Origin of the sequence: Miniimonas arenae, assembly GCF_006351005.1 — a bacterium.
Lineage (GTDB): Bacteria > Actinomycetota > Actinomycetes > Actinomycetales > Beutenbergiaceae > Miniimonas > Miniimonas arenae.
On sequence record NZ_VENP01000014.1, the window covers coordinates 35,093 to 47,902 of the forward strand.

The window sequence follows — 12,810 nt, forward strand, 5'->3', positions numbered from 1 at the left end:
CCGCCACCTCCCGGCTCCGACTCCACGGAAGGGTGCACTCGTGTCCGTATCGCTCGGTGACATCGCCGGCCTGCTCGCCGCGCTCGCGTTCGTCGCGCTCGTGGTGGTGCTTGCCGTCCCGCTGCTGCGGCTCGGCGCCGTGCTCGACGAGACCCGGACCAGCGTCACCCGGTTCACAGAGCACACGCTGCCCGTGATCGACGAGGCCGCCGAGACCGTGCGGGGCGCCAACGCCCAGCTCGGCAAGGTCGACACCGTGACCACGTCGGCCGCCGAGATCGGCACCAACGTCTCGGCCCTCACCACGCTCGTGTCGGCCACCCTCGCCCGCCCGATGATCCGGGTCGCGGCGTTCTCCTTCGCGGTGCGCAGCGTCGTCGCGCGCCGTCGGGGGCGGTCCTGATGCGCCGCCTGGTCTGGGCCGGCCTCGGGGCCGCGGTCGCCGTCGCCGTCGTGTACCAGGTGGGCCGCGCCCGCTCGGCGGCCGACTCGGTCGCCCGCACCCTCACGCCGCGCGGCCTCGCCGACGCCGTCACGCGCGGTGTCACCGAGCTGCGCGTCGCCGCGGGCGAGGTCGCCGAGGCGATGCGCGAGCAGGAGGCGCGCCTGGCCGCCGACCTCCTGCCGCCGCCCGACGCGGTCGCCGAGTCACGCACGCACCGCGCCGCCCGGACGCGGCCCCGCGCCGCGGACGCGTGGGACGTCGACGACGAGGACTTCTAGCCGACGGTCGTCGCCGAACGCACCGGCCCGCAGGACCGGGAGCTCGTGCCCGCCGGCGACCGGAGCCCACCCGTAGCATCCACCTCCGGCCGGCTCGCTGGCCGACCCGCTCGCCCCAGCACCCACCCGGCTGCTCACCCCGCACCCACCGCCGCCGCCTGCGGCTCCACGAGGACCCACGAGGACCCACGATGCGCACCGCTCAGATCCGCCGCCGCTACCTCGACTTCTTCGAGGAGCAGGACCACACGATCGTCCCGAGCACGTCCCTCATCTCCCCGGACCCCTCGATCCTCTTCACGATCGCCGGCATGGTCCCGTTCATCCCTTACATCGTGGGGACCGAGCCCGCACCGTGGCCGCGGGTGGCGAGCGCCCAGAAGTGCATCCGGACCAACGACATCGAGAACGTCGGGCGCACCACGCGGCACGGCACGTTCTTCCAGATGCTCGGCAACTTCTCGTTCGGCGACTACTTCAAGGACGGGGCAATCGCCTACGCGTGGGAGCTCCTCACCGGTGACCCGGAGAGGGGCCGGTTCGGCTTCGACGGCTCACGGCTGTGGGTGACCATCTGGGACCAGGACGACGTCGCGCTCTCGGCCCTCACGAACGTGGGCGTCAACCCCGACCAGATCGTGCGCCTGCCGCGCGAGGAGAACTTCTGGGACACGGGCCAGCCCGGCCCGGCGGGCCCGTGCGCGGAGTTCCACTACGACCGCGGGCCCGAGTTCGGCCCCGAGGCGGTCGGCGGGACGGTCGACCCGGGCGGTGACCGCTACCTCGAGATCTGGAACCTCGTCTTCGACCAGTTCCTGCGCGGAGAGGGCACCGGCAAGAGCTACCCGCTGCTCAAGGAGCTGGACTCCAAGGCCATCGACACCGGCGCGGGCCTGGAGCGCATCGCCTTCCTCAAGCAGGGCAAGGCGAACATGTACGAGATCGACGAGGTATTCCCCGTCATCCAGCGCGTCCAGGAGCTCTCGGGCCGCACCTACGGGGGCGGCGACGGCGTGAGCGAGCCCGAGGACGACGTGCGGATGCGCGTCGTGGCCGACCACGTCCGCTCGGCGCTGATGCTCGTGGGCGACGGCGTCCGGCCCGCCAACGAGGGCCGCGGCTACGTGCTGCGCCGTCTCCTGCGCCGGTCCGTGCGGGCCATGCGTCTGCTCGGCGTGACCGACCCGGCGCTGCCGGAGCTCCTGCCGGTGTCCAAGGACGCGATGAAAGCCTCCTACCCCGAGCTCGAGGCCGACTTCGCGCGCATCTCGGGCATCGTCTACGACGAGGAGGACGCGTTCCGACGCACCCTGGAGTCCGGCACGACGATCCTCGACACCGCGGTGCGCCGCGTGCGGCAGTCCGGCGGCACGGCGATCACCGGCGAGGACGCGTTCAAGCTGCACGACACCTACGGCTTCCCGATCGACCTCACGGTCGAGATGGCGTCCGAGCAGGGCCTCTCGATCGACACCGAGACCTTCCGCCGGCTCATGACCGAGCAGCGCCAGCGCGCCCGCGCGGACGCGCTCGCGAAGAAGACCGGCCACGTCGACACGTCGATCTACACCGCGATGGCGGGCGACCTCGCTCAGCCCGTGCAGTTCCTCGGCTACACCGACGCGACCGCACGGGTGTCCGTGGTGGGTCTGCTCAGCGGCGGTGCCCCGGTGCCCACCGTGTCCGCGCCCGCGGACGTCGAGGTCGTGCTGGACCGCACGCCCTTCTACGCCGAGGCCGGCGGCCAGCTCGCCGACCAGGGCCAGATCGTGCTCGACGGCGGTGGCGTGATCGAGGTCGACGACGTGCAGGCCCCGATCAAGGGCTTCTCCGTGCACCGCGGACGCCTCGTCGAGGGTCAGGCGACGCTCGGCGACGGCGGCGTGGCGAGCATCGACACCGAGCGCCGGCACGCGATCGCGCGTGCCCACACCGCCACGCACCTCGTGCACAAGGCGCTGCGGGAGACGCTGGGGGAGTCGGCCACCCAGGCCGGCTCCGAGAACGCGCCGCACCGGCTGCGGTTCGATTTTCGGGCCGGCAGCCAGCCGCCCGCCTCCGCGCTGCCCGAGATCGCCGAGCGCGTGAACTCACGCGCGGCGGAGGACCTCGAGGTCACCGACCGCACGATGGCGCTGGACGACGCGCGTGCACTCGGCGCGATGGCGCTCTTCGGGGAGAAGTACGGCAACCGGGTGCGGGTCGTGGAGATCGGCGGCGACTGGTCACGCGAGCTGTGCGCCGGGACCCACGTGCGCTCCACCGGGCACCTCGGCCCCGTCACCCTGCTCGGGGAGTCCTCGATCGGCTCCGGCGTGCGCCGGGTCGAGGCCCTCGTCGGTGACGCGGCCCAGCGCTTCCACGCGCGCGAGCAGGTCCTGGTCTCCCAGCTCTCCCAGCTCGTCGGCGTGCGCAGCGAGGAACTGCCCGAGCGGATCTCCGGCCTGCTCGGCCGGCTCAAGGACGCCGAGCGCGAGCTCGCCGCGCTGCGCCAGTCCCAGCTCCTCGCGAAGGCGGGGGCGCTCGTCGCGCAGGCGCAGGACGTCGACGGCGTGCGCGTCCTCGCGCACGACGCGGGCGAGGTCGCAGGCGGGGACGACGCACGCACGCTCGCCCTCGACCTGCGTGAGCGGCTCGGCGGCGCGGCCGTCGTGGTGGTGGGCGCCGTCGCCAAGGGGCGGCCCGCCGTCGTGGTCGCGACCTCTGAGGCGGCGCGCGGGCGCGGCCTCAAGGCCGGCGACCTGGTGCGCGACCTCGCGGCCGCCCTCGGCGGTCGCGGCGGCGGTCGCGACGACGTCGCGCAGGGCGGCGGGGCCGACGCCTCGGCGCTGCCCGCGGCGCTGGCCGGCGCGGCCGAGTCGGTGCGCTCGAGGCTGGCCTGAGCGTGCGTCGCGGGGTCCGGGTGGGTGTCGACGTCGGCAGCGTGCGCGTCGGCGTCGCCCGCAGCGACCCCGACGGCCTCATCGCGACCCCGGTCGAGACGGTGCGGCGCACGCCCGGCCAGGATGGGTCCGCCCGGGTTGTGGAGATCGTGCGCGAGTTCGACGCCGTCGAGGTGGTGGTCGGGCTCCCGCGATCCCTGGACGGGCGCGAACGTGCGGCCGCCGGCCTCGCACGGGGTTACGCTCGGACGATTGCGCGCGCCGTCGCACCGGTCCCCGTCCGTCTCGTGGACGAGCGATTCTCGACGTCGACGGCGCAACGGGCGATGACCGCCTCGGGCCGCAGGGCCCGAGACCAGCGGTCCGTCGTCGACCAGGTGGCAGCGGTGGTGATCCTGCAGGCTGCTCTCGACCTCGAGCGCTCCACGGGGACGCCGCCGGGGACTGAACTGACGTCAGGGGGCTGACGTGGAGGAATCGATACCGTGACGGATCTCTTCGGGGACTCGCCCGAGCACGACGAGCTCGAGTACGAGGAGGAGCGGGCCAGCCGGCGCCAGCGGCGCACGTCCGGCCAGGGGGGCAACGGACGCGGCGACAGCAGGTCCGCGCGCGAGGTCGCGCGCCGCCGTCGGCGCTCGATCTTCAGCTTCGTCGTGATGATCGCGATCCTGGGGGGGATCGGGTTCTTCGCGGTGAAGATCATCGTGCCGTCGGTCACGCCCGACCCGCAGGCGACCCCGATGGTCACCGACTATCCGGGTCCCGGCCACGACGAGGTCACGGTGGACATCCCCGAGGGGGCCAACGGCGCTCAGATCGGCGACATCCTCACCACGGCCGGCGTGGTCGCGACGACCGACGCGTTCTCCGCGGCGTTCGCCGCGAACTCGGCCGCCACGTCGATCCAGCCCGGGTCGTACTCCCTCGCCCTGGAGATGAAGGCATCCGACGCCGTCTCGGCGCTGCTGGACCCGAACCGCCGGGTGGACAGCCGCATCACCATCCCGGAGGGCTGGCGCGCCGACCAGATCTACGCGCGGATCGCGGACAACCTCGGCATCCCCGTCGAGGACGTCACCACGGCCGCGCACGACTACGCGAGCTTCGGGCTCGACGGTCCGCCCAACACCAACGACGGCGTGCTGGACCCGATGGAGGGGTGGTTCTACCCCTCGACGTACTCGGTCCCGCCGGGCTCCACCGCCGCCGACGTGCTCAAGCAGATGTACGACCGCACCATCAGCGAGCTCGACAAGCTCGGCGTTGCCCCCGAGGACCGCCTGCGGGTCCTCACGATCGGCTCGATCGCGATCAAGGAGGCGTTCTTCGAGGAGGACTGGCCCAAGGTCACCCGCGTCATCGAGAACCGCCTCGTCCCGGGCAACGCGACGGGAGCCACCACGCTGGGCATGGACTCGACGCTCGACTACGCGTGGTCGGTGCAGAACCCGGGTCAGACGATGGACCCCTCGCTGCACAACAGCGACACGAGCCCGTACAACACCCGCAAGAACTCCGGCCTGCCGCCGTCGCCGATCGGCTCGATCGACTCGCGTCTCATGGAGGCCGCGGTGTACCCGGAGGAGGGCGACTGGGTGTTCTTCGTGTCCACCGACCTGTGCTCCGGCGTCACGACGTTCACCGACGACTACAACGAGTTCCTCCAGCTGCAGGAGCAGTTCCGGGCCTGGAACGAGAAGTACGTCGCGAACGGCAGCACGTGCCCCGTCCCCGAGGGCTGAGTCGGTGACTCGCGGCGCACCTGCCGCGCCTGGCACGTCCGGACGCTCCGGCCCGCACACGCCGCCCGTGCGGCGGGCCGGCGTCGTCGGACACCCCGTGGCGCACAGCCTGTCACCCGTGCTGCACGGCGCCGCCTACCGCACGCTCGGCCTCGACGGCTGGTCCTACGACGCGATCGACGTGCCCGACGGCGAGCTCGCCGCATGGCTCTCGGGTTGCGGTCCGGAGTGGGCCGGGTTGTCCGTGACGATGCCTCACAAGAAGGCCGCGCTCGCGCTCGCCGACGTCACCGACCCCCTGGCCGCGACCGTCGGTGCGGCCAACACGCTCGTCCTGCAGGGCGCCGGTGCCGGTCGCCTCGTCGTGGCCGCGAACACGGACGTCCACGGCGTGGCCCAGGCCGTGCGCGAGGTGCGCGGTGCGGACCCGGCGACCTCCGCCGTCGTGCTCGGTGCCGGCGGCACCGCCGCGGCGGGCCTCGCGGCGCTCGCCGAGCTCGGGGTCAACTCGCCGGTCGTGTGCGTGCGCTCGAGCGCACGCGCCGCGGACCTGCTCCAGGCCGCGCACCGGATGGGGGTCGACGTGACGCTGCGGCGGTTCGACCAGGCGGCGCGGTTCATCCTCGGGGCGGACATCGTGCTGCAGACCGCGGTCGCGGGCGCCGCCGATCCCGTCGCGGCCGGGCTGACCGCCGAGCTGGCCCGCTCCGGGGCTCGGCTGCGGCCGGACCAGGTGCTCCTCGACGCGATCTACGACCCGTGGCCCACGGCGCTCGCGCGGGCGTGGGAGGACTGCGGCGGCTGCGTCGCGCCGGGCTGGCTCATGCTGCTGCACCAGGCGGTCGAGCAGGTCCGGCTGATGACGGGCGTGCCCGCGCCGGTGGACGCGATGCGCGCGGCGCTGGTCGCAGCGCTGCCGTGAGCCTGCCCGCTGCGGCGGTGGCGGCGCTCGTCGCACTCCTCGCCGGGGCGGCGGGGTGGCGCGCCGCGCCGTGGCTGCGCACGCTCGCCCGGCTGTCGGCCCACGACCAGCGCCGGCCGTGGACCCTGCGGCCCGCCGTGGTGGCGTGCACGTGCGCGGGCCTGGCCGCGCTGAGCGTGCTCACCGCGCACGCCCAGGAGCTGCCGCCGGCGACCTGGTCGGGGCTCGCCGTCGGCTGGGTCGCGGCCGGTGCGGCGGCGCTGGTGGACGCCGCGGCGCACCGCCTGCCCGACGTCCTCGTCCTGCGGGTCGGGGGAGTCGGGGTCGCGCTCGCTGTCGTGGGCGCCCTCATCGCCGGGCGCCCCGCGCTCGTGCTGGGCGCGCTCGCGGGTGCCGTGGTCGGGTACCTCGTGCTCGGCCTCGTCGCGTTCGCCTACCCGCCGGGGATGGGCTACGGCGACGTCAAGCTCGCCGCCCTGCTGGGAGCCCTGCTGGGCCTCGCGTCCGGGTTCGGACCCGCGCCCTGGTGGGGCGGGGCGATCGTGGCGGTGGCGATGCTCCTGCTCGCGTTCGTCGTCGGCGGCGTGGGCTCGCTCGTCCTGCTCGCCGCACGCCGGGTGACGGCGCGCACGGCCGTGCCGTTCGGACCGGTGCTCGTGCTCGCCGCCGCGGTGGTGGCCGCGGGGTTCGCCTGACGCCCCCCAGCGTTCCCCTGAGACTCGCGTGATCGGTGCGAGCCCGCACGACGGCGGGTCTCGCCACCCGGCCACGCGCGGCGGGTCGCGGTGCGGCGTGGGAGGATGCCGATCATGCTCAGGTGGTTGACCGCCGGCGAGTCGCACGGTCCGGCGCTCGTCGCGATGCTCGAAGGACTTCCGGCCGGGGTCGCCGTGACGACCCAGGAGATCCAGGAGGCGCTCGCGCGTCGGCGCCTCGGCTACGGCCGCGGCGCACGGATGAGCTTCGAGCAGGACGAGGTGACCCTGCTCGGCGGCGTGCGGCACGGGCGTTCGCAGGGCGGCCCCGTCGCGATCGAGATCGGTAACACCGAGTGGCCCAAGTGGGAGCAGGTGATGAGCGCCGATCCCGTCGACCCGGCGATCCTCAGCGGCGCCCGCGGCGCCCCGCTCACGCGACCGCGACCCGGGCACGCCGACCTCATCGGCATGACGAAGTACGGCTTCGACGAGGCGCGTCCCGTGCTCGAGCGCGCCAGCGCGCGAGAGACCGCGGCCCGCGTGGCGCTCGGCGTGCTGGCCGCGCACTACCTCGAGCAGGTCGCCGGCGTCCGGCTCGTCTCGCACGTCGTCTCGATCGGCGAGGTCGCCGTCCCCGACGACGCACCCCTGCCGGGTCCCGACGACGTCGCGGCGTTGGACGCCGACCCCGTGCGCTGCCACGACGCGAACACGTCCGCGGCGATGGTCGCGGAGATCGACGAGTGCAAGAAGGCCGGCGACACCCTCGGCGGCGTCGTCGAGGTACTGGCCTACGGCCTGCCGCCGGGCCTCGGCTCCTACGTGCAGTCCGACCGCCGGCTCGATGCCCGGCTCGCCGCCGCGCTCATGGGCATCCAGGCGATGAAGGGCGTCGAGGTCGGCGACGGCTTCACGACGGCGCGGCGGCGCGGCTCGGCCGCACACGACGAGATCGAGCGGGACCCCAGCGGCGTGCTGCACCGGCGCAGCAATCGCGCGGGCGGGCTCGAGGGTGGCATGACGAACGGCGAGGTCCTGCGTGTGCGCGCCGCGATGAAGCCGATCTCGACGGTGCCTCGCGCGCTGGACACCGTGGACGTCGCGACGGGGGAGGCCGCCAAGGCGATCCACCAGCGCTCCGACGTGTGCGCGGTGCCGCCCGCGGCCGTGGTCGCGGAGGCGATGGTCGCGCTCGTGCTCGCGCAGGCGCTGCTGGAGAAGGTCGGTGGGGACAGCGTCGAGGAGTCCGCGCGCAACCTGCGCGCCTATCTCGACGCGGTGCCCGCGACGATGCGATGACGCCGTTCGTGCTGCTCGTCGGGCCGCCGGGGGCGGGCACCTCGACGGTCGCGCGCGAGCTGGCCGCGGCCCGCGGGCTCGCCGTGGTCGACACCGAGCGGGTGACGGCCGAGCAGCTCGGCCACACCGACGTCGCGACGGCGTTCGTGGTCCGCGGCGAGGACGCGTTCCGCGCGGCGGAGACGCAGGTCGTGCTCGCGCTGCTCGGTGGCCGTGCGGTACCGGGCGACGGCGATGGCGGCGACGGCGACGGCGAGAGTGCGGTGCCGGAGGGCTCCGGCGTGGCGCCCGAGGAGTCGGACGCGGCGGTGACCGCAGGGCCCGACAGCAGCCCCGTCGTCGTGGCCCTCGGCTCGGGTGCGCTCACCGCGCCCGAGGTGCGCGACGCCGTCGTCGGCCTGCCGCTGGTCCAGCTGACGGTGTCGCTCGCGCACGCCGCGCCCCGGCTCGGGCTCTCGACGGCGCGACCGGTCTTCCTCGGCAACCCGCGCGCACAGTGGGCACGGCTCGCCCAGGAGCGCCGCGCGCTGTACGACACCGTGGCGGTGGCCGCCGTCGACACCGACGACCGCACGCCTGCCCAGGTCGCCGCGGACGTCGTCCGCGTGCTGGAGGAGAGGGACCCGCGATGACAGGACCGGCCACGAGGATCACGGTCACGGCCGAGCGCACGTACGACGTCGTGATCGGGCACGGGCTGCTCGGCGAGCTCGCGCCGCTGCTCGGCGAGGGCGTGCAGCGCGTCCTGCTGCTCGCGCCGCACGCGCTCGCCGCGACCGCCGAGGCGGTGCGCGAGGACCTCGTCGCGCTCGGTTACGAGGCGTACATCGCCGAGGTGCCCGACGCCGAGGAGGCCAAGACCGCGCAGGTCGCCGCCTTCTGCTGGGGCGTCCTCGGGCAGGCCGGGTTCACCCGCAGCGACGCGGTGGTCGGCATCGGCGGGGGTGCCACGACGGACCTTGCCGGGTTCGTGGCGGCGACCTGGCTGCGCGGCGTGCGGGTAGTGCAGGTCCCGACGACGCTGCTCGCGATGGTCGACGCGGCCGTCGGCGGCAAGACGGGGATCAACACGGCCGAGGGCAAGAATCTCGTCGGCGCGTTCCACTCGCCGGTCGGCGTGCTGGCCGATCTCGGGACGCTCGAGACGCTGCCGAGGCACGACCTCGTCGCGGGGCTGGCCGAGGTGGTGAAGTGCGGGTTCATCGCGGACCCGGTGATCCTCGACCTCGTGGAGGCCTCACCGGACGAGGCCGCGACGCCGGGCTCGCCGGTGCTGCGCGAGCTCGTCGAGCGCGCCGTGGCGGTCAAGGCCCGCGTGGTGTCGCAGGACCTGCGGGAGGCCGACCTGCGGGAGATCCTCAACTACGGGCACACGTTCGCGCACGCGATCGAGCAGGTCGAGCGCTACCAGTGGCGGCACGGCGCGGCGGTGAGCGTGGGGATGGTCTACGAGGCCGAGCTCGCGCGTCTCTCCGGGCGCCTGGCGGAGGACGTGGTCGACCGGCACCGGGCGATCCTCACCTCGCTCGGGCTGCCCGTCACCTACCGGGGCGACCGGTGGCCCCGCCTGCTCGAGGCCATGCGGCGGGACAAGAAGACTCGCGGCGACATGCTCCGCTTCGTCGGCCTTGAGGGGGTGGGCCGTCCGATCCGGATCGAGGGCCCGGACCCCACGCTGCTGACCGCCGCCTACGCCGAGGTGAGCGAGACCGCGGCCGGGGGTGCGGTCGACCTGTAACGGTGCTGCACGCGGGATCCGGTTGATCAGGCATGATCAACCCTTCGTGGTTGATCGTATTACATCAACCCGCTAGGGTTGATGCCATGCTGGTCATCACGGCGGATCAGGAGGGCAGTCGCCACGGCGTGGATCGGGTGCCGGAGGCGCTCGACGTGCTCGAGGGCGTGCCCGTGCTCCTGCCGTTCGTGCGGACGGTGGGTGACGAGCTCCAGGGCGTGCCGGAGGATGCGGCTGCGGCGCTCGAGGCGTGTCTGCGCCTCGTCCGCCTCGGCGGCTGGAGCATCGGCGTGGGCGTCGGGCCAGGACGACTGGCGTCGACCGCGCCCGAGAGCGCGGGGGAGGCGTTCGTGCGTGCGCGCGCCGCGGTCGAGCGCGCCAAGGGCCGCACCGTGCCGCTCCCGCTCGCGATCGAGGCGGCCCCGTCGGGCGGCGGTGTCGGCCCGGACGCGGACGTCGCGGGGACTGCGGGCGTCGCGGGGACTGCGGGCGCCCGGGGGCGCGCGGAGCGCGGGAGCGCCGAGGGTCTCGCCGGTCGCGAGGTGCCCACGGGTCCGGCGGGGGCCGCCGCCGTCGAACCGCTCGTCCACCTGCTCGCCGCCGTGGTCGCCGCGCGGAGCGACACGGCCTGGCGCGTGCTCGACCTCCTCGCCACGGGGACGACGGGTGTCGAGGTGGCGCGCGAGCTGAGGATCTCGCCGCAGGCGGTGAGCAAGCATCGCCGCGCGGCGCTGTGGGACACCGAGCAGGCGGCGCGCCCCGTGGTGGCGCGCCTGCTGGCCGCACTCGACGGCCGCTAGGCCCCGCGCGGGGCTTCCGGGTCGCGATCGCGGCCGCGCAGCCCGCCGCATGCTCTCGTCCGCCTCCCGTCAGTCACGCGCCGGTGTGGCCCAGCCCGGCTCAGCGCAGCCCGGCCCGGCGCAGCCCGGCCCAGCGCAGCCCGGCCCGGCGCAGCCCGGCCCGGCGCAGCCCGGCCCGGCGCGAGCGCACGCGTCGGAGGTGCCTGGTTCGATGGGCGCATGGTGGTGCTCGTCGTCGTCCTCGCGCTCCTGCTCGCGTCCGCGGGCGGGGCGATCGTCGTCCCCGCCGTCCTCGGGCTCACCCCGGAGCGCGGGCGGATGCGCGCACAGGCGGCGTCGCTGCTGCGCGGTGGCCTCGTGATCGGGGTGCTCGAGCGGCTCGCCGTCGCCGGGTCGGTCCTGCTCGGCCACCCGGAGGGCGTCGCGATCGTCGTCGCCGTCAAGGGGCTGGGGCGCTACCCGGAGCTGCGCGGCGCCGCGACGGCACGCACGGGCGCGGCGGGGCCGGTCGCCGTCCAGGGCGACCCACCGACCGACCCCCAGGCGCGCGCCGCGCAGGAGCAGGCCGCGCAGGAGCAGGCCGCGAAGGAGCGCGCCGCACAGGAGCAGGCCGCCGAGCTGAGCGCTGCGGTCTCGGAGCGGTTCATCATCGGCACGCTCGCCTCGCTCGTCTGGGCCGTGGCGTGCGGCGCGGGCGGGCTGTGGTGGCTCGCACAGCTGGCCTGAGGCCCGTGCGTCGCCGCCGCGGCGGCCCGCCCGGTAGGATGAGGTGGTTTGTGTCCGGGCCCGCGAGGCCGGGGCCACGCGCCCGTCACCGGCTGGAGAGCAGCCGGTGACCAGCTGAGGACCGGCAGGTCGTCGCTGATGCAGGGCGCCCACAGGAGATCGAGACGGCGCGCACACGCGTCGACCGCGACGTGAGGACGGACGAGAAGTGGCAACGACCAACGACCTGAAGAACGGCACGGTCCTCAACCTCGAGGGTCAGCTCTGGAGCGTCGTCGAGTTCCAGCACGTCAAGCCCGGCAAGGGCCCGGCGTTCGTCCGCACCAAGCTCAAGAACGTGCTGTCGGGCAAGACCGTGGACAAGACCTTCAACGCCGGCCTCAAGGTCGAGACGGCGAACGTCGACCGCCGCGACATGCAGTACCTGTACAAGGACGGCGACTCCTTCGTCTTCATGGACGCCTCCGACTACGAGCAGATCTTCGTGCCCGAGGCCACCGTGGGCGACGCCGCGAACTTCCTCCTGGAGAACCAGGCCGTGATCATGGCGCTGCACGAGGGCAACCCGCTCTACGTCGAGCTCCCGGCGAGCGTCGTGCTCGAGGTCACCTACACCGAGCCCGGCCTGCAGGGCGACCGCTCGAACGCGGGCACCAAGCCCGCCACGATCGAGACCGGCTACGAGATCCAGGTCCCGCTCTTCATCGAGCAGGGCACCAAGGTCAAGGTGGACACCCGCACGGGTGACTACCTCGGCCGCGCCTGACGCGCATGCCGGACCGCTCCAAGGACCGCCGCCGCGCCGTCGACCTGCTCTTCGAGGCCGACCAGCGCGGCCGCGCCGGTGACCGCGTCGACGTCGTCGAGCTGCTCGCGCAGCGCATCGCCGACCCCTCGGGGCTCAAGCCGATGCGCACGTACGCGGCGGAGATCGTCGAGGGCGTCGCGGCGCACCGCGCGCGGATCGACGAGCTCCTCGCGTCCTACTCCCACTCCTGGACGCTGGACCGGATGCCCGCCGTCGACCTCGCGATCCTGCGGGTCGGCGCGTGGGAGCTGCTGTGGAACGACGACGTGCCCGACGCCGTCGCCGTGGAGCAGGCCACGAACCTCGCGGCCGAGCTGTCCACCGACGAGTCGCCGGGCTTCGTCAACGGCCTGCTCGGCCAGCTGCAGCGCCTCGCGCCCGCCCTGCGGGACGCCCCCGGGCAGGCCGTCGCCGCGGAGTAGGGTGCACGAGAACCTCCACCTTTAACCCCGTCCTGTGAGGCGGAGAA

14 protein-coding genes are annotated in these 12,810 nt (G+C 74.3%); all 14 read left to right on the plus strand.

Annotation, left to right across the window (positions count from 1 at the left end; all coding sequences use genetic code 11):
* Positions 1-40: 40 nt before the first annotated feature.
* The 14 genes from FH969_RS05480 to nusB all read left to right on the plus strand — a co-directional run bounded on the left by FH969_RS05480 (position 41) and on the right by nusB (position 12,763).
* On the plus strand, positions 41-403 hold the full coding sequence (locus FH969_RS05480; RefSeq protein ID WP_108717476.1) for a DUF948 domain-containing protein: 363 nt from the start codon (positions 41-43) through the stop codon (positions 401-403).
* Entirely contained in the window at positions 403-723 is a 321-nt protein-coding gene (locus tag FH969_RS05485; protein WP_108717475.1) for a hypothetical protein, read from the plus strand. Before FH969_RS05480 ends, FH969_RS05485 begins: the two co-directional genes overlap by 1 nt.
* A gap of 191 nt (positions 724-914) precedes the next feature.
* Positions 915-3,605: an alanine--tRNA ligase gene (gene alaS, locus FH969_RS05490; protein ID WP_108717474.1), complete on the plus strand. Its 2,691-nt coding sequence runs from the start codon at positions 915-917 to the stop codon at positions 3,603-3,605.
* A gap of 2 nt (positions 3,606-3,607) precedes the next feature.
* Positions 3,608-4,072: a Holliday junction resolvase RuvX gene (gene ruvX / locus FH969_RS05495; RefSeq protein WP_180359680.1), complete on the plus strand. Its 465-nt coding sequence runs from the start codon at positions 3,608-3,610 to the stop codon at positions 4,070-4,072.
* Positions 4,073-4,090: 18 nt separating this feature from the next.
* Positions 4,091-5,350, plus strand: coding sequence for an endolytic transglycosylase MltG (mltG, locus tag FH969_RS05500; RefSeq protein ID WP_108717472.1), 1,260 nt, complete (start codon positions 4,091-4,093; stop codon positions 5,348-5,350).
* Between the two features lie 67 nt (positions 5,351-5,417).
* Positions 5,418-6,272, plus strand: coding sequence for a shikimate dehydrogenase (locus FH969_RS05505; RefSeq protein ID WP_139986417.1), 855 nt, complete (start codon positions 5,418-5,420; stop codon positions 6,270-6,272).
* Positions 6,269-6,967 (plus strand): prepilin peptidase, encoded by a 699-nt coding sequence (locus tag FH969_RS15950; protein WP_180359678.1) that lies wholly within the window; start codon positions 6,269-6,271, stop codon positions 6,965-6,967. The genes FH969_RS05505 and FH969_RS15950 overlap by 4 nt, the downstream gene beginning before the upstream one ends.
* Before the next feature lie 114 nt (positions 6,968-7,081).
* Positions 7,082-8,269 carry a chorismate synthase gene (gene aroC, locus FH969_RS05515; protein WP_108717469.1) on the plus strand — a complete coding sequence of 396 codons (1,188 nt, stop codon included), beginning with the start codon at positions 7,082-7,084 and terminating at the stop codon, positions 8,267-8,269.
* Positions 8,266-8,901, plus strand: coding sequence for a shikimate kinase (locus tag FH969_RS05520; RefSeq protein WP_139986419.1), 636 nt, complete (start codon positions 8,266-8,268; stop codon positions 8,899-8,901). The genes aroC and FH969_RS05520 overlap by 4 nt, the downstream gene beginning before the upstream one ends.
* Complete coding sequence (gene aroB / locus FH969_RS05525) at positions 8,898-10,007, plus strand: 3-dehydroquinate synthase (protein ID WP_139986420.1); 1,110 nt, start codon at positions 8,898-8,900, stop codon at positions 10,005-10,007. Before FH969_RS05520 ends, aroB begins: the two co-directional genes overlap by 4 nt.
* Before the next feature lie 86 nt (positions 10,008-10,093).
* The gene (locus FH969_RS05530) at positions 10,094-10,807 is read left to right on the plus strand and encodes a helix-turn-helix domain-containing protein (protein ID WP_139986421.1); all 714 of its coding nucleotides are present in this window, start codon (positions 10,094-10,096) and stop codon (positions 10,805-10,807) included.
* Positions 10,808-11,026: 219 nt separating this feature from the next.
* The gene (locus FH969_RS05540) at positions 11,027-11,533 is read left to right on the plus strand and encodes a hypothetical protein (protein ID WP_180359679.1); all 507 of its coding nucleotides are present in this window, start codon (positions 11,027-11,029) and stop codon (positions 11,531-11,533) included.
* Between the two features lie 208 nt (positions 11,534-11,741).
* Positions 11,742-12,299 (plus strand): elongation factor P, encoded by a 558-nt coding sequence (gene efp, locus FH969_RS05545; protein ID WP_108717465.1) that lies wholly within the window; start codon positions 11,742-11,744, stop codon positions 12,297-12,299.
* Between the two features lie 5 nt (positions 12,300-12,304).
* A complete protein-coding gene (gene nusB, locus FH969_RS05550; RefSeq protein WP_108717464.1) occupies positions 12,305-12,763 on the plus strand; it encodes a transcription antitermination factor NusB in 459 nt (152 codons plus the stop codon).
* The last annotated feature ends 47 nt before the right edge of the window (positions 12,764-12,810 follow it).

What these genes read in the sequence shown, in the direction of transcription:
- FH969_RS05485 (WP_108717475.1), top strand. Translation starts at nt 403, where the DNA reads ATGCGCCGCCTGGTCTGGGCCGGCCTCGGGGCCGCGGTCGCCGTCGCC.
- alaS (WP_108717474.1), top strand. Translation starts at nt 915, where the DNA reads ATGCGCACCGCTCAGATCCGCCGCCGCTACCTCGACTTCTTCGAGGAG.
- aroC (WP_108717469.1), top strand. Translation starts at nt 7,082, where the DNA reads ATGCTCAGGTGGTTGACCGCCGGCGAGTCGCACGGTCCGGCGCTCGTC.
- FH969_RS05520 (WP_139986419.1), top strand. Translation starts at nt 8,266, where the DNA reads ATGACGCCGTTCGTGCTGCTCGTCGGGCCGCCGGGGGCGGGCACCTCG.
- aroB (WP_139986420.1), top strand. Translation starts at nt 8,898, where the DNA reads ATGACAGGACCGGCCACGAGGATCACGGTCACGGCCGAGCGCACGTAC.
- FH969_RS05530 (WP_139986421.1), top strand. Translation starts at nt 10,094, where the DNA reads ATGCTGGTCATCACGGCGGATCAGGAGGGCAGTCGCCACGGCGTGGAT.
- FH969_RS05540 (WP_180359679.1), top strand. Translation starts at nt 11,027, where the DNA reads ATGGTGGTGCTCGTCGTCGTCCTCGCGCTCCTGCTCGCGTCCGCGGGC.
- nusB (WP_108717464.1), top strand. Translation starts at nt 12,305, where the DNA reads ATGCCGGACCGCTCCAAGGACCGCCGCCGCGCCGTCGACCTGCTCTTC.